Genomic DNA, 15,622 nt, shown 5'->3' with positions numbered 1-15,622 from the left:
AGAACCCAAAATTTTTCTTGGATAAGCCGAGACATGACCGCTTGGTTCATGCGTCGCGACGCTTATCGACTTTCAATAATATATGGAGATTATCATGCGTAATAGATTACATTCCTTGACCACTCGTCGTCCAAGACAGGATGACTTACTCCGCGAGCCTGAAGTACCCGTTGCAGCCCCAGAGGATGGCCTAATCAAAACAGAGGACCTGACCTCTAATATTTCCGTTAGTTTTCCTATTTGGGACGATCCCAAGGTTAACGATACCTACCAACTCAGGCTCGGTGATAAAGAAATTGGAGAGCTCGGACAACTAACTTCCCTCCCTCCCGCTGGATCCGTTTTAACGCTGGAGATTCCAACAGATAACGAACTGAGAGAAGATGGTCCGTATCTCCTCACCTACCGTGTCACGGCAAAACCTGGAGGAGGTACACGTGACTCTGCGATTACGCCGCTCATTGTGGACCGCACCCCGCCGGGTGCTCATCAACTTGGCTATATGGAGTTTCCTGACGAAGCTAAAGATGGTCTGACTGCGGCAGAGCTTAGTGAAATGGGTGATGTGCTGACAGGAAAAATTTTCGGCTATACCGGACTTAGTAGAGGAGACGTCATCAAGACCTACTGGGGGACTGTGGCTGGTCCTGAAGTTACCCTGACCGGCGACGAAGAGGAGGACACCCCTATCGAGGTGAAGTTTGAAAAAATATTTCTGACATCCTTGGGTAACTCCGCCGGCGCTACTTTTTATATTGTGACAGATCGAGCAGGCAATGCCTCCCCAGACTCACGGAAGGTGACGATCCCCCTCTTCCTGACGGACATTACACCAGACCTACTACCGCCGGTCATCGAAAATTATGACGGGATTATCGATTACAGCGATGCCAAGGAGAGTGTTGAAGTCAAAATCCCATCGTCCACTGTAATCGTGGAGCGTGATGAAATAGTACTTCATTGGGGTAATCAGTCGTTAGGCCCTTATCCAGTGGCTCCGGAAGATCTCGAGGAACCTTTTGTTCTACTTTTTTACGTGCCTTACGAGACAATCGAAAGAGCAGGAAATGGTCCTCGTGAACTTAAATATGATGTTATCCGTGACAGCCATCTCGTTGCGTTCTCACAAACTCTTGAGGTAGTTGTGAACGTGGAGCTACCCGTTCCAGGGACATTGGATAAAGCAACCGTCCGAGGCGGGAGCAGCACACCCAACGATGAAGACAACCTGATTGACGTCAATGACTTTGAACTGAATGCGACTGTCATCATTAACTGGAATGATAGGTTTCAGGCTTCCCAGATGATAGATATTTACTGGGGAGGGCGAGAAGTCCTGCAGCAGTCCTATCGAATTACCAATACCGATGTAGCTGCTGGTCGTCCACTATTGCTGACGGCGCTAAACAGCAAATTCACGCCTATCGGCACCGGTAATGACATCCGGGTTTACTACACGGTCAAGACTTTGGGGAACCCCAACACTTCCATCGCTCCAGAACAGGGAATTATCGTTCAGTCCAAAGACGAACTGCCGGGGGGCGCGGATGGACCGGACGCGCCGCAATTCACGGCGCTTAACGAAAATGGTGCGATTAACGAAGAGCTTGCAGCCAACGGTGCACCTGTCTATATCAAGCCGTACACGAATATCGAAGAAGGACAAACAATTGTTTTCACTTATGAAGCCTACGATGACTTGGTAGGCGGTGAACAAAAATTTGTATGGACGCACACCTCGCCGCCGCTCACTGGGGTGGAGGTTGAAAATGGCTACAACATTTTGGTTCCCCGTGAACGACTAATCAGACACTGCTACGGTCATGCCGAAGCCTATTTCCATGTGCAAAGCGACCAAGGCCAAGGCAACTCGCGCCGAACCAGCGCTTATGTGGATATGCGACGCGGCAACACCTGTAATTATCGTTAACCCTATATTTCCGAACCAGTAACTGAGAGGCAGGGGAACCCCTTGCCTCCTCCTAAACGGACTTTATTATGAATACAAATAAAATTTTAAAAGCACTGCCGCCCCCCACGATCCTTAGTCACAATGAAGGCGGGATTGGTGACGTTGACATTGCGGACCCCACCAAGTCATTAGAAGTATTAATAGGCCCCATTGATATGCATCCAAAAGATCGTATCGATCTGTATTGGGGGACCCACAACGGTCCCGTAGACCATTACACTCACTCCCCCGACACGCCAGACACTAATGGTATCTTTTCTTTATATGTAGGCACGCAATTTATTGATCAAGGTACCGTAAGCGTGCAATACACCTATACCCCATTCCCCTCTAATACTGCTGAAACGTCCTTACCCACGGACGTTATTATTAAGCTAGCTATTCCAGGCGGAAGAGACCCTGACCCTAGTACACCCTATGAAAACGATACACTACTGAAACCCGCTATTCTTCCTCCGGGAATCATTACGTCTCCGGAAGGCGTGAGTGTGACAGTCTCCCCCTATCTAAACATGGCAGTGGGTGACAACATTACTTTGTCATGGAGCGGAGAGCTGATTTCGCATCGACTGACATCTGAAGGTAACATCGGAAAGCCTGTTGTTATTCCCGTACCCGAGCGCGTTATCGAAGCTGCTGGCGACTCTGATATGCTAGATGTACGTTACGAAATTCGCGACGTGGTGAACAACTGGTCACGCTGGTCCCAACCGGCCTATACCGAAGTTGAAGCGGGTAACTCTAGTCTTCCTGCGCCAGTGGCTCCCCAGGCAGCAAATTTGATACTTGATCTCGACAAACTAGGAGGAGCATCCGTTCAAGCGCTTGTGGTCCCTGACCCGCAAATCGCTCTCGGAGACGAAGTGACACTTGTCATCCAGCGTAACACGGCTGAAGGCATTGAACTGGAGCCTTACACCTCCACCGAGCTGGTAGAAAATCCGTCAGCTTTTGTTGAGTTCTTACTGCCTTTTGAACAGTTTATCCCTATTACTCAAGGTCGAGCGCGCCTTAAGTACACGGTTAAAAAAGCAACGGGGGTAATGCTTCGTTCCAAAAGCTTGTCCCTGACGATTATTGGTGAACCTCAGCAATTACAACCGCCAACTATACCCGCGGCTAATGAGAACGTCCTCGACCCCGCATCGCGAAATGTCTCTGCGCTAATTCCACCCTACTACTTCATGGCTGACGGTAATGACGTCACACTCGTATGGGCAGGTAAAACTGCCGGCGGCGCTAATGTAATGCACGAAGAGCTCAGGACTCTAAACCGTGATGATATTGGTAAGGTGCTGGCGTTTCGAATACCCCAGGATAAAATTAGCGTGTTGGCCGGTGGCTCAGTGCAGGTGTATTACACAGTCAATACGTTCATGAGAGCTTTTTTCAAATCACCGGTGCTGGACCTGAGTGTGAGCCATGACACCAGTGCTCCGTTGCCTGCTCCTGCTGTTGATCACGTAGACGCTGAAGGTATACTTGATCCCACGGATCTGGTATTGGAGGCTAAAGTTCGTATCCAACCCTACAACGGAATGGAGGCCGGCGATAAAGTTGTCGTTCACTGGATTGGCCGTTCTCCAGAGGGAGACTTCAGTACCTACACGACCATAAATAGCGGAACGGTAAATCGTGAGATTGTTTTCAGGGTCTTGAAGAGCGTCGTTTTGGCCAGCATCAATACTCAGGTCAGGGTGTGGTACGAGGTAGAGCGCCGCAATCAAAAATATACATCACGCGAACGCTCATTCATCGTTAAGGAAACGGTAATGGGGCCACTGCCAAAGCCACGAATTAAAGAAGCCAAGGGTGAAACTCTGGCGCCAGTTGATGTTGTCAACGGCGCAACATTCGTGGTTGCCGCCAGCGCAAATTTAAAACTAAACGATTACGTTCTGCTTAGCATTACAGGTCCCAAGGCGCGAGATACTAAAGAAAAGGTAGTCACAACTGCTGATGAGGAAAAAGAGCTGTCGGTTGTATTTTCAAAAGTGATCGTTGAAGCCAATGCAGGGAGTCATATCGAAGCAACCTACACCGTTCGCCGAGCGTCAGGCATCGTACAGAACTCCGTTCCACTTAGATTAAACGTATTGGGAACCCCCACCCGCCTCCCCGCCCCAACCATGGACACCGTCGGCCCCGATGGGCTTCTCACCCCGTCGAATATCCCCGAATCAGGCGCGACAGTGCGGCTCAGTTACTCCGACATGAGCAGCGGCGACAGTGTGTTTGTTCGTTGGGAAGGGACCAGCCGCTACGACACGCCAGCGCAAGTGATCGGTGCTGACGCGCAGTTGCAGTTCAATATCCCCAAGGCCTATATCGTCCAGAGCATCGGCGGGTCCGCGAGTGCGACTTATACCGTGACGCGAGCGGGCACTGCGGTGGTGTCGGCCCCTTTGTGGATGCAAGTCCAGCAAGGCATTCAGTTCGATACCTCGCCGGTAACCCTGAACGGCAAGGTTTATCTGATCCCCGCCTCGCCGGAGCTTCTTCCTTCGTTCCCGCCTCATACCACGGTGCGGCGAACGGCCAGTGGCGGGCTGGAGCCCTATACCTATCGGTCGAGCGATAGCCAGGTGGCACAGGTCGATGCAACCGGTATGACATCTGTACGCGGCAAAGGCACCGCGACGATTTCGGTGACGGATGCTCGCGGTCAGACCGCCAGTTATCAGGTATCGGTGACCGGGGTGATTCACTGTCTGGGCCTCGGCAGCGGAAGCTTTGCTCAGATGAATGACGCGGCGGCGGCCAAAGGTGCACGGCTCCCATCCAGTGACGAGTTGAATCAGATTTTCAATACCTTCGGCAGTCAGTGGCCGCTAGGCAATGGCAATTACTGGTCATCGACGGTTGCAGCGCAAAATCTGGTCGGCATGAAGTGGTATTTCGTGAAAAACCTGGTGACGGGCTCCAACTACAAGCTCAAGTACCACAACACCTCGCTGGGGGTAGCGATCCGCTGAAGCCGGGCACTGGCTGTTCAGTGGACCCCATTTCACTTTTCGGGCGTCGTCGAGATGGCGGCGCTCTTTTCCCTTTGCGACATCCCTTGAACCTGCGCAGAGCACACTCATGAACACGTCCGGTTTTTCCGAACCGTCTATCGCGTCAATGCGATTCAGCCCCGGCGAATTCCGGGCTACGGTCAATCATCAGCCTCTGGTTGTAAGGTCGGTGCTGGCCGGGTCGACTTTACGTCCGGAACTGGGAACCAGACCCAACCACTGGATCTGGAAGGTCATCGCTGATGGCAAGGTCGGTGGCAAGCGCGTCAGCATCGGGTTGTTTTTCGACCGCGACCTACTGCCTGGCACCTATGACATTGTCGGTAACTCGCGAATCAACTTCGTTTACAACCAGACGCCGCACTTCAAAAGCCTGATCTATCACTCAGCGCATTTTCAGGACGGCCATTTGACGCTGCTGGAAGTCGACCGCTGCGCCCCACGTTTGCGGGGTGAGTTCAGTTTCAGCATTTCGGCAATCAATTTTTCAGTCACTGATGGCGCCTTCGACCTGGACTGCAAGACGTTCTAGCTCAGCACCTGGGCAATACGCTGAGCCGTTTCAGCCAGGCACTCGTCATAGCTGACGGCCGCCGACTTCAATGGCTTGAGGTCGTGATTGCCGGTAGGGATCCACAGCAATTCAATCGCCGCGGACAAGGCATAACCCTCGACAGTTTCTTTATTACCCAATGCATCTCGTTCGCCCTGGACGATGAGCGTTCTGGCTTTCAACTCAGCGAGATGGGCGACCCGGGGTTTTTCCGGTTTGCCCGCTGCGTAGAACGGATAGCCCAGACAGACCAGTGCATCCACTTCCAGTTCATCGGCAATCAGGCTGGCCATGCGTCCCCCCATGGACTTGCCACCAATGGCCAGGCATCCAGTGACATGAGGTCGCACGCTGGCGTACACCTGCCGCCAGCATTCGAGCAGCTGTGCCTGCGGATTAGGCGGCCGACGACGTCCGTCGACCCGCCGCTGGGCCATGTACGGAAACTCGAAGCGCAATACGTTGACGCCTTGCCCGGCAAGGCGCTCAGCCATGTCGTCCATGAAATCGCTGTCCATCGGTGCGCCTGCCCCGTGAGCCAGGATCAGCGTCGCCAAAGGCTCGCTTCGTGTGGCTGTAACCGCCTGATTCCATAACCAGCCGTGGTCTTTTGCCAGTTGCGCGCATTGATCTTCGTCAATACCGGCACTTTGCCCAATGCTCATGCTTGCCTCGCTTTTGATGAGTCTGCCAATAACCGGCGCTAAACCTGCGCGTAACGCCCCGACCTAGCCTGGATGGGAAATATAACTAAATGAACACAACTAACAGTACCGCCTACAACTATCAGGTGGTCCGCCAGTTCGTCATTATGACGGTGATCTGGGGAATTGTCGGGATGGGCCTCGGCGTCTTTCTCGCCGCCCAACTGGTCTGGCCTGAATTGAACTTCGATCTTCCCTGGACGAGCTTCGGTCGTTTGCGTCCACTGCACACCAACGCGGTAATTTTCGCGTTCGGCGGCTGCGCGCTGTTCGCCAGTTCCTATTACTCGGTACAACGGACCTGCCAGACCCGGCTGTTCCTGCCGAAGCTGGCAGCGTTCACCTTCTGGGGGTGGCAATTGGTGATCCTGCTGGCGGCCATCAGCCTGCCGCTGGGTTACACCAGTTCCAAGGAATACGCCGAGCTGGAATGGCCCATCGACATCCTGATCACAATTGTCTGGGTGGCTTATGCCATCGTGTTTTTCGGCACCGTGGCCACGCGCACAACCAAACATATTTATGTCGGTAACTGGTTCTTCGGTGCGTTCATCCTCACTGTTGCTGTGCTGCACATCGTCAACAATCTGGAACTGCCGGTCAGCCTGACCAAGTCCTACTCGCTTTACTCCGGTGCAACCGATGCCATGGTGCAATGGTGGTACGGGCACAACGCAGTGGGCTTTTTCCTGACGGCGGGTTTTCTGGGGATGATGTACTACTTCGTGCCGAAACAGGCCGAACGTCCTGTTTACTCCTATCGCCTGTCCATCGTGCATTTCTGGGCGCTGATCACCCTGTACATCTGGGCCGGGCCACACCACTTGCACTACACCGCCCTGCCAGACTGGGCACAGTCACTGGGTATGGTGATGTCGCTGATCCTGCTTGCGCCCAGCTGGGGCGGCATGATCAACGGCATGATGACCCTCTCTGGTGCCTGGCATAAGTTGCGCAGCGATCCGGTGCTGCGCTTTCTGGTGGTGTCGCTGGCGTTCTACGGCATGTCGACCTTTGAAGGTCCGATGATGGCGATCAAGACCGTCAACGCCCTCTCCCACTACACCGACTGGACCATCGGCCACGTACACGCCGGTGCTCTGGGCTGGGTGGCGATGATCTCCATCGGCGCGCTGTACCACATGATCCCGAAAGTCTTCGGCCGCCCGCAGATGCACAGCATCGGCCTGATCAACGCGCACTTCTGGCTCGCCACGATTGGCACCGTGCTCTACATCGCGTCGATGTGGGTCAACGGGATCACCCAAGGCCTGATGTGGCGTGCGGTTAACGAAGACGGCACCTTGACCTACTCCTTCGTCGAAGCACTGGTGGCCAGCCATCCCGGATTCATCGTGCGCCTGGCAGGCGGCACGATCTTCCTGCTGGGCATGCTGCTGATGGCTTACAACACCTGGCGCACCGTGCGGGCCTCCAACCCTGTCGAAGCTGCCGCCGCTGCGCAGATGGCCTGAGGAGCTCGCCATGAAACATGAAACTATCGAGAAAAACGTTGGCCTGCTGATGATTCTGATGGTGCTGGCCGTCAGCATTGGCGGCTTGACGCAAATCGTCCCGCTGTTCTTTCAGGACGTCACCAACAAACCGGTTGAAGGCATGAAGCCTTATACCGCGCTGCAACTGGAAGGCCGCGACATCTATATCCGTGAAGGCTGCGTGGGCTGTCATTCGCAGATGATCCGTCCGTTCCGCGCCGAGACAGAACGCTACGGCCATTATTCGGTGGCGGGCGAAAGCGTCTGGGATCATCCGTTCCTGTGGGGCTCCAAGCGCACCGGCCCGGACCTGGCACGAGTCGGCGCACGCTACTCGGATGACTGGCACCGTGCGCATTTATACAACCCGCGCAATGTCGTGCCGGAATCGAAAATGCCTGCGTATCCGTGGCTGGTCACACAGCAAGTCGATAGCAGCCACACCGAAGCCAAGATCAAGGCCATGCGCACTCTGGGCGTGCCTTACACCGATGACGATGTCAGCGGTGCGGTTGCCTCCCTCAAGGGCAAGACCGAGATGGATGCGCTGGTTTCCTACCTGCAAGTGCTCGGCACTGCGATCAAGAGCAAGAGGTGAGCCATGGATATTCAAGATCTACGCGGCCTCGGCACTCTGGTCGTGGCCATTGCATTCATTGGTCTGTCGCTCTGGGTGTTCAGCAGTCGACGCAACGCTGAATTCGCCGAAGCCCGCCTCGCACCGTTCGCCGACGAGCCTTTGCCGAAACCCGTTATCGAGCAACTTTCAAAAGAGCAGCCTGTTGTGCGGAGTAAACAGCCATGACCACCTTCTGGAGCACCTACATTTGCGTGCTGACCATTGGCAGCCTGATCGGCCTGACCTGGCTGTTGATTGGCACGCGCAAGGGCGAAACCAAAGGCAGTACCGACCAGACCATGGGGCACAGCTTCGATGGCATCGAGGAATATGACAACCCGCTGCCCAAATGGTGGTTCATGCTGTTCGCCGGTACGCTGGTGTTCGCGGTCGGTTACCTGATCCTGTATCCGGGCCTGGGTAACTGGAAAGGCATCGCGCCCGGCTATAAAGACGGCTGGACCGGCGTCAACGAATGGCAGAAGGAAATGGACAAGGCCGATGCCCGCTTCGGGCCGATCTTTGCCCGATTTGCGGCCATGCCAGTGGAGGAAGTCGCCAAAGATCCGCAAGCGCTGCAAATGGGTGGCCGTCTGTTTGCTTCCAATTGCTCGGTTTGCCACGGCTCGGACGCCAAAGGCGCTTACGGCTTCCCGAACCTGACGGATAACGACTGGCGCTGGGGCGGCTCTGCCGACACGATCAAGACCACCATCATGGCGGGTCGGGTCGCGGCCATGCCAGCCTGGGGACTGGTCATCGGCGAGGAAGGCGTAAAGAACGTTGCAGCTTACGTGCGCCACTCACTGGCGGGGCTGCCACTGCCCGCCGATGACAAGGCGGATCTGGCCGCCGGACAGCAAGTGTTCAGCTCTACCTGTGTAGCCTGTCATGGCGCAACGGGTAAAGGCACCGAAGTCATGGGCGCTCCAAACCTCACACAGCCGGGCGGTTTCATCTACGGCACCAGCCTGGCGCAGTTGCAGCAGACCATTCGTCTTGGTCGCCAAGGTCATATGCCTGCTCAGGCCGATTTATTGGGCAATGACAAAGTACAGCTGCTGGCCGCTTATGTTTACAGCCTGTCGAAGGGTCCTGATCAACCCGTCGACAAGGTTAAAGCAGCGCAGTAGCACATAGAGCAACATTGTGGACCCCTTCAACGCCGCACCCTGCAACAGGGTGCGGTGGTCCCTTTACTGAGCAGTCTTTCCCTTATTCAGCAGTACACAGATCTTGAACTGGAATGCTATCCCTGTGGGAGCGGTGCTTGCCCGCGATAAGAGCAACTCGGTTCACCTGCAAAATCGCGGTGTCTGCATCGCGGGCAAGCACCCACAGGGGATAGCATTCCAGCTAAGCGACCTCCACCCTTTCCTCTCCCGTCTTTCGGGACTAAGCTTGCCTGTTAGTGGACTGGCGATGGCTGGCCACAGGCCAAGTGAAAGGAACGTGTCCGACATCGTGCTCTGCAGACGCTGAACGGCCAGACGAACCAGGGCTGTTCTTAGTGCCCGGCATGCCGCAAATGTCCGTCACTCACGCAGTCAATTTCACCCGCCCTGTACCCTCCAGTAACTTTCTGTCCACCGGGACAGGTTTTTCCTTTACGCTTCGCGTCGGAATTTGCCTGAAACGGCCGCAGAGCATGTCTGCGTCGGTTTTCATACTAATAAATAGTCAAAACCGTGGAACCTGATAATGAGCACAGCAATCAGTCCGACCGCTTATAACTATAAGGTGGTCCGCCAGTTCGCCGTCATGACGGTGGTCTGGGGCATCCTGGGCATGGGGCTTGGCGTTTTCATTGCCGCGCAGTTGGTCTGGCCAGAGCTGAACCTGGGCCTGGAGTGGACCAGTTTCGGACGTCTGCGACCGCTGCACACCAATCTGGTAATTTTCGCGTTCGGCGGCTGCGCTCTTTTCGGCACCTCTTATTACGTCGTGCAACGCACGTGTCAGACCCGGCTGATTTCCGATGGCATGGCCGCGTTTTCATTCTGGGGCTGGCAGGCAGTCATCCTCAGCGCCATCATCACCTTGCCGATGGGCTACACCACCACCAAGGAATACGCAGAACTGGAATGGCCGATCGCTATTTTGCTGGCGATTGTCTGGATCGTTTATGGCGCTGTGTTCTTCGGCACCATCGTCAAGCGCAAGACCAAACATATCTATGTCGGCAACTGGTTTTACGGTGCATTCATCGTCGTCACCGCCATGCTGCATATCGTCAATCACATCTCGCTACCGGTCAGCCTGTTCAAGTCCTACTCAGCCTACGCGGGTGCCACCGACGCCATGATTCAGTGGTGGTACGGCCACAATGCGGTGGGGTTTTTCCTGACCACCGGCTTCCTCGGCATGATGTATTACTTCGTGCCCAAGCAGGCTGAGCGTCCGATCTACTCGTATCGTCTGTCCATCGTGCACTTCTGGGCGCTAATAACCTTGTACATCTGGGCAGGTCCGCATCACTTGCACTACACCGCCCTGCCAGATTGGGCACAATCACTGGGCATGGTGATGTCGATCATTTTGCTCGCGCCAAGCTGGGGCGGGATGATCAACGGCATGATGACGCTCTCCGGCGCCTGGCATAAATTGCGCACCGACCCGATCCTGCGCTTTCTGGTGGTGTCCCTGGCGTTCTACGGCATGTCGACGTTTGAAGGCCCGATGATGGCCATCAAAACGGTCAATGCCCTCTCCCATTACACCGACTGGACCATCGGCCACGTTCACGCGGGTGCATTGGGCTGGGTGGCAATGATCTCCATCGGCGCGACCTACCACATGATTCCCAAAGTCTTCGGTCGACCGCAGATGCACAGCATCGGCCTGATCAATGCGCACTTCTGGCTCGCCACGATTGGCACAGTGCTGTACATCGCGTCCATGTGGGTCAACGGCATCACCCAAGGGCTGATGTGGCGTGCCATCAACGATGATGGCACGCTGACCTATTCTTTCGTCGAGGCCCTGCAGGCGAGTCATCCGGGCTACATCGTGCGCATGGTCGGCGGCGCGTTCTTTGCCAGCGGCATGCTGTTCATGGCCTACAACGTCTGGCGTACCGTACGTGCTTCGGACCCCACCGAGGCTGAAGCTGCGGCACAGATCGCCGTTGTGGGAGCTCACTGATGAAGCACGAAGTTCTCGAAAAGAACATTGGCCTGCTGGCCTTCTTCATGGTTATCGCCGTCAGCATCGGCGGGCTGACGCAAATCGTCCCGCTGTTTTTCCAGGACGTGACCAACCTGCCGGTGGAAGGCATGAAGCCGCGCACCGCGCTGGAGATCGAGGGCCGCGACGTGTATATCGCCAACGGCTGCGTGGGCTGCCACTCGCAGATGATCCGTCCTTTCCGTGCCGAAACCGAGCGCTACGGCCATTACTCGGTCGCGGGCGAAAGCGTCTGGGATCACCCTTTCCTGTGGGGCTCCAAACGCACCGGACCCGACCTGGCGCGGGTCGGCGGACGTTACTCCGATGACTGGCACCGGGCGCACTTGTATAACCCGCGCAACGTGGTACCGGAATCGAAAATGCCTGCCTACCCGTGGCTGGTAGAGAAGCGCCTGGACGGCAAGGAAACCGCAAAAAAAATGCAAGTCTTGCGCACTCTCGGCACGCCATATACCGACGAAGACATCGCCGGCGCGCAGGACGCCGTGAAAGGCAAAACCGAAATGGATGCACTGGTGGCCTATCTGCAAGGCCTCGGCACCATCATCAAAAGCAAACGGTGATCTTGATGGATATCGGGATGATTCGTGGCCTGGGCACCGTGGTGGTGATGGTGGCCTTTATCGGTCTGGCGCTCTGGGTGTTCAGCCCCCGACGCAAGTCAGAGTTTGACGACGCAACCTTGCTGCCCTTCGCGGACGACCCCGAAGCGATCAAAAAGGTCGAACAGGAAAAAGCTTCCGGGAGCAAGCAATGAGTACCTTTTGGAGTCTCTACGTCAGCGTTCTGACCCTCGGCACCATCTTCGCCCTGACCTGGTTATTGCTGTCGACCCGCAAGGGCCAGCGCGACGAAGCCACGGAAGAAACCGTCGGCCATTCCTTCGATGGAATCGAGGAGTACGACAACCCGCTGCCCAAATGGTGGTTCATGCTGTTCATCGGCACGATCATTTTTGCCTTGGGCTATCTGGTGCTATATCCCGGGTTGGGTAACTGGAAAGGCCTCTGGCCGGGCTACGGTTACGTGAACACCGAGAAGCAAATCGAATTCTCCGACGGCCAGACCGGCTGGACCGGCGTGCACGAGTGGGAAAAGGAAATGGCACGCTCCGAGGCGCGATTTGGCCCGATCTTCGCCAGGTTTGCTTCAATGCCCATCGAAGAAGTCGCCAAGGATCCGCAGGCCCTGAAAATGGGTGGCCGCCTCTTCGCCTCCAACTGTTCGGTGTGTCACGGCTCCGACGCCAAAGGCGCTTATGGCTTTCCCAATCTGACCGACGCCGACTGGCGCTGGGGCGGTGAGCCGCAAACCATCAAAGCCACGATCATGGGCGGCCGACATGCGGTGATGCCTGCTTGGGGCGAGGCAATCAAGGAACAAGGCGTACGTGACGTTTCGGCCTATGTATTGACCGTACTGGGCGGTCGAAAATTACCGGAAGACGCCAAAGCTGATCCGGTCGCTGGTCAGAAAATCTATGCAACCACCTGCGTAGCCTGCCACGGCCCGGAAGGCAAAGGCACACAAGCACTGGGTGCACCAGACCTGACTCATCCAGGCGCGTTCATCTACGGCTCAAGCTACGCGCAATTGCAGCAGACCATCCGTTACGGTCGCCAGGGGCAGATGCCTGCTCAGGAAGCGATTCAGGGCAATGACAAAGTGCATATCCTAGCGGCGTATGTTTACAGCTTGTCGCAGGGGGAGAAGGCTGAGTAGCGTCAATGCATGTTGCAGACATGTGATTCAGAATTGAAATGCACTTTGTGTGGTAGCCGGGCTTGCCCGCGATAGGGCCGGATGCGATCTAAAGTGAACCGCGTCCATCCCTATCGCGGGCAAGCACCGCTCCCACAGGAGATCGTATACCACACAAAATATGCTCTTAACTTACAAGTCAATTGACCCGGATCATCACGCTCTACACTTGTTTGCACCAAGATCCGTCGCGATCCGGCACACCTGATACGCACCACCGCCGGACTGCTGGCGTATCATTGCCGCTATGAACGGCACGCTACTGACCCGGTCGGCATGCACTGGCTGAGGCATTTTTCCACTGCCGTGGGACACTCTGATGAGCAACAACATTCCTGTCGTCAACGTCACCCCGCCGTCCAATAAAGACAATCAGACGGTCGACCTTTACGCCTCGCGAGAAAAAATCTACACCCGCGCCTTCACCGGTCTGTTCCGCAATCTGCGCATGCTCGGCGGCGCTCTGCTGTTTCTGATTTACTTCGGCACCGTCTGGTTGAACTGGGGCGGACATCAGGCAGTGTGGTGGAACCTGCCGGAGCGCAAGTTCTACATTTTTGGCGCAACCTTCTGGCCGCAGGACTTCATCCTCCTGTCGGGCATCCTCATCGTCAGCGCCTTCGGCCTGTTTTTCATCACTGTCTACGCGGGCCGGGTGTGGTGCGGCTACACGTGCCCGCAAAGCGTCTGGACGTGGATTTTCATGTGGTGCGAAAAGGTCACCGAGGGCGATCGCAACCAGCGTATCAAGCTCGACAAGGCCCCCATGAGCGCCAACAAGTTCGTGCGCAAACTGTCCAAGCACAGCCTGTGGATGCTGATCGGTTTCGCCACCGGGCTGACGTTTGTCGGCTACTTTTCGCCGATTCGCGATCTGGTCACTGAGCTGTTCACCGGGCAGGCGGATGGCTGGGCGTATTTCTGGATTGGCTTCTTCACCCTGGCAACTTACGGCAACGCCGGCTGGCTGCGTGAGCAAGTGTGCATTTACATGTGCCCCTATGCGCGCTTCCAGAGTGTGATGTTCGACAAGGACACCCTGATCGTGTCCTACGACCCACGCCGTGGAGAGAAACGAGGCCCACGCAAAAAAGAACAGGACTACAAGGCACAAGGTCTGGGCGACTGCATCGACTGCACGATGTGCGTGCAGGTCTGCCCCACCGGCATCGACATACGTGACGGCCTACAAGTCGAATGCATCGGTTGCGCCGCCTGCATCGATGCCTGCGACAGCATCATGGACAAGATGAACTACCCGCGCGGCCTGATCAGCTACACCACCGAGCATAATCTTTCCGGTCAGGTCACCCACACGTTACGACCGCGGCTGATCGGCTATGCGGCGGTGCTGCTGGTAATGATCGGGTTGCTGGCTTCGGCGTTCTTCATGCGCTCGCTGGTCGGCTTTGACGTCAGCAAGGACCGCGTCCTGTACCGGGAAAACGCCGAAGGCCGAATCGAGAACGTCTACAGCCTGAAAGTGATGAATAAGGACCAGGTGGATCACACCTACGTGCTGGATGCCACCGGCTTGCCTGACCTGAAACTGCAGGGTCGTCGTGAATTCAGAGTGCCTGCCGGAGAAATTTTCAGCATGCCGGTCGAGCTGTCCATCGCGCCCGAAAAACTGCCATCGAGCACCAACGAGGTGATCTTCATCCTCAAGGATGCAGACGGCGACGCTCACGCAGAAACCAAGAGCCGGTTTATCGGCCCGCAAGTTCGTTAGAGAGAGCAACCCATGTCCGTCGCAACTGCGCAAAGCCCTTGGTACAAGCACATCTGGCCATGGATCCTGATTGGTATTCTGACCTGCTCGGTGACGCTGTCGCTGACCATGGTGACGATCGCGGTAAATAACCCGGATAACCTGGTCAACGACAATTATTACGAAGCTGGCAAAGGCATCAATCGCTCACTGGACCGCGAACTGCTGGCCCAGACCTTGAAGCTCAAAGCCCGTGTGCGTCTGGACGAGTTGACGGGTGAAGCCGATCTGCGCCTGGGCGGTAACAGCAAACCGAAGACCCTGGAGCTGAACCTGATCTCCCCGACCCAGCCGCAGAAAGACCGCAGAGTTTTCCTGACCCAAAGCGCTACCGAGCCGGATCGCTACATCGGCCAGTTGACCGATAAAGTCGAGGGTCGGCGTTTTGTTGAGTTGCTGGGCAGCGAAAACGGCCAGACCTGGCGGTTGTTCGAAGAAGAACTGATCAGCCACGACAAAGACCTTGCACTGGGCGATGAAGCGATTCAGGGTGCGGAAGATTTGAGAAAGTGAGCGCACCGCACAATTCCGGTAGGAGCG

14 protein-coding genes are annotated in these 15,622 nt (G+C 55.8%); 13 read left to right on the top strand and 1 reads right to left on the bottom strand.

Translation table 11 applies throughout. The features are described 5' to 3' along the window. Positions 1-94 precede the first annotated feature (94 nt). The 3 genes from ACYASS_RS03670 (at position 95) to ACYASS_RS03660 (ending at position 5,521) form a co-directional block, all read left to right on the top strand. Complete coding sequence (locus ACYASS_RS03670; protein ID WP_463585131.1) at positions 95-1,930, top strand: hypothetical protein; 1,836 nt, start codon at positions 95-97, stop codon at positions 1,928-1,930. Between the two features lie 68 nt (positions 1,931-1,998). After that, positions 1,999-4,947, top strand: a complete 2,949-nt coding sequence (locus ACYASS_RS03665) for a hypothetical protein (protein WP_463585130.1) — start codon at positions 1,999-2,001, stop codon at positions 4,945-4,947. A 109-nt stretch (positions 4,948-5,056) separates the two neighbouring features. After that, complete coding sequence (locus tag ACYASS_RS03660) at positions 5,057-5,521, top strand: hypothetical protein (RefSeq protein WP_463585129.1); 465 nt, start codon at positions 5,057-5,059, stop codon at positions 5,519-5,521. Here the strand turns inward: ACYASS_RS03660 and ACYASS_RS03655 are convergent. Continuing rightward, the gene (locus ACYASS_RS03655) at positions 5,518-6,207 is read right to left on the bottom strand and encodes an alpha/beta family hydrolase (RefSeq protein ID WP_463585128.1); all 690 of its coding nucleotides are present in this window, start codon (positions 6,205-6,207) and stop codon (positions 5,518-5,520) included. The genes ACYASS_RS03660 and ACYASS_RS03655 overlap by 4 nt on opposite strands. A gap of 89 nt (positions 6,208-6,296) precedes the next feature. Here ACYASS_RS03655 and ccoN (ACYASS_RS03650) point away from each other — a divergent pair, with 89 nt between their 5' ends. The 10 genes from ccoN (ACYASS_RS03650) to ACYASS_RS03605 all read left to right on the top strand — a co-directional run bounded on the left by ccoN (ACYASS_RS03650) (position 6,297) and on the right by ACYASS_RS03605 (position 15,595). Next, positions 6,297-7,721: a cytochrome-c oxidase, cbb3-type subunit I gene (gene ccoN / locus ACYASS_RS03650; RefSeq protein WP_463585127.1), complete on the top strand. Its 1,425-nt coding sequence runs from the start codon at positions 6,297-6,299 to the stop codon at positions 7,719-7,721. A 10-nt stretch (positions 7,722-7,731) separates the two neighbouring features. Then, entirely contained in the window at positions 7,732-8,340 is a 609-nt protein-coding gene (gene ccoO / locus ACYASS_RS03645; protein ID WP_122666322.1) for a cytochrome-c oxidase, cbb3-type subunit II, read from the top strand. Between the two features lie 3 nt (positions 8,341-8,343). Next, complete coding sequence (locus ACYASS_RS03640; protein ID WP_243245890.1) at positions 8,344-8,547, top strand: cbb3-type cytochrome oxidase subunit 3; 204 nt, start codon at positions 8,344-8,346, stop codon at positions 8,545-8,547. Then, positions 8,544-9,494: a cytochrome-c oxidase, cbb3-type subunit III gene (gene ccoP, locus ACYASS_RS03635; RefSeq protein ID WP_463585126.1), complete on the top strand. Its 951-nt coding sequence runs from the start codon at positions 8,544-8,546 to the stop codon at positions 9,492-9,494. Before ACYASS_RS03640 ends, ccoP (ACYASS_RS03635) begins: the two co-directional genes overlap by 4 nt. A 568-nt stretch (positions 9,495-10,062) precedes the next feature. Next, on the top strand, positions 10,063-11,505 hold the full coding sequence (ccoN, locus tag ACYASS_RS03630) for a cytochrome-c oxidase, cbb3-type subunit I (protein WP_243245893.1): 1,443 nt from the start codon (positions 10,063-10,065) through the stop codon (positions 11,503-11,505). Further along, the gene (ccoO, locus tag ACYASS_RS03625) at positions 11,505-12,113 is read left to right on the top strand and encodes a cytochrome-c oxidase, cbb3-type subunit II (RefSeq protein WP_463585125.1); all 609 of its coding nucleotides are present in this window, start codon (positions 11,505-11,507) and stop codon (positions 12,111-12,113) included. The genes ccoN (ACYASS_RS03630) and ccoO (ACYASS_RS03625) overlap by 1 nt, the downstream gene beginning before the upstream one ends. Before the next feature lie 5 nt (positions 12,114-12,118). After that, positions 12,119-12,307, top strand: a complete 189-nt coding sequence (locus ACYASS_RS03620) for a cbb3-type cytochrome oxidase subunit 3 (RefSeq protein ID WP_463585124.1) — start codon at positions 12,119-12,121, stop codon at positions 12,305-12,307. Beyond that, positions 12,304-13,272, top strand: a complete 969-nt coding sequence (gene ccoP / locus ACYASS_RS03615; RefSeq protein ID WP_463585123.1) for a cytochrome-c oxidase, cbb3-type subunit III — start codon at positions 12,304-12,306, stop codon at positions 13,270-13,272. The genes ACYASS_RS03620 and ccoP (ACYASS_RS03615) overlap by 4 nt, the downstream gene beginning before the upstream one ends. A gap of 358 nt (positions 13,273-13,630) precedes the next feature. Then, on the top strand, positions 13,631-15,043 hold the full coding sequence (gene ccoG, locus ACYASS_RS03610; protein WP_463585122.1) for a cytochrome c oxidase accessory protein CcoG: 1,413 nt from the start codon (positions 13,631-13,633) through the stop codon (positions 15,041-15,043). 12 nt (positions 15,044-15,055) lie between these two features. Continuing rightward, the gene (locus ACYASS_RS03605; RefSeq protein WP_463585121.1) at positions 15,056-15,595 is read left to right on the top strand and encodes a FixH family protein; all 540 of its coding nucleotides are present in this window, start codon (positions 15,056-15,058) and stop codon (positions 15,593-15,595) included. Positions 15,596-15,622: the final 27 nt, after the last annotated feature.

Source organism: Pseudomonas sp. HP_14, from assembly GCF_055283875.1.
This window is presented reverse-complemented; position numbering and strand designations above follow the sequence as displayed.

Bases quoted from the DNA above. Each gene is read 5' to 3' on its own strand.
- ccoP (WP_463585126.1), top strand. From the start codon at position 8,544: ATGACCACCTTCTGGAGCACCTACATTTGCGTGCTGACCATTGGCAGC.
- ACYASS_RS03660 (WP_463585129.1), top strand. From the start codon at position 5,057: ATGAACACGTCCGGTTTTTCCGAACCGTCTATCGCGTCAATGCGATTC.
- ACYASS_RS03670 (WP_463585131.1), top strand. From the start codon at position 95: ATGCGTAATAGATTACATTCCTTGACCACTCGTCGTCCAAGACAGGAT.
- ACYASS_RS03605 (WP_463585121.1), top strand. From the start codon at position 15,056: ATGTCCGTCGCAACTGCGCAAAGCCCTTGGTACAAGCACATCTGGCCA.
- ccoO (WP_122666322.1), top strand. From the start codon at position 7,732: ATGAAACATGAAACTATCGAGAAAAACGTTGGCCTGCTGATGATTCTG.
- ACYASS_RS03620 (WP_463585124.1), top strand. From the start codon at position 12,119: ATGGATATCGGGATGATTCGTGGCCTGGGCACCGTGGTGGTGATGGTG.
- ccoP (WP_463585123.1), top strand. From the start codon at position 12,304: ATGAGTACCTTTTGGAGTCTCTACGTCAGCGTTCTGACCCTCGGCACC.
- ACYASS_RS03665 (WP_463585130.1), top strand. From the start codon at position 1,999: ATGAATACAAATAAAATTTTAAAAGCACTGCCGCCCCCCACGATCCTT.
- ACYASS_RS03655 (WP_463585128.1), bottom strand. From the start codon at position 6,207: ATGAGCATTGGGCAAAGTGCCGGTATTGACGAAGATCAATGCGCGCAA.
- ccoN (WP_463585127.1), top strand. From the start codon at position 6,297: ATGAACACAACTAACAGTACCGCCTACAACTATCAGGTGGTCCGCCAG.
- ccoO (WP_463585125.1), top strand. From the start codon at position 11,505: ATGAAGCACGAAGTTCTCGAAAAGAACATTGGCCTGCTGGCCTTCTTC.
- ccoN (WP_243245893.1), top strand. From the start codon at position 10,063: ATGAGCACAGCAATCAGTCCGACCGCTTATAACTATAAGGTGGTCCGC.
- ccoG (WP_463585122.1), top strand. From the start codon at position 13,631: ATGAGCAACAACATTCCTGTCGTCAACGTCACCCCGCCGTCCAATAAA.
- ACYASS_RS03640 (WP_243245890.1), top strand. From the start codon at position 8,344: ATGGATATTCAAGATCTACGCGGCCTCGGCACTCTGGTCGTGGCCATT.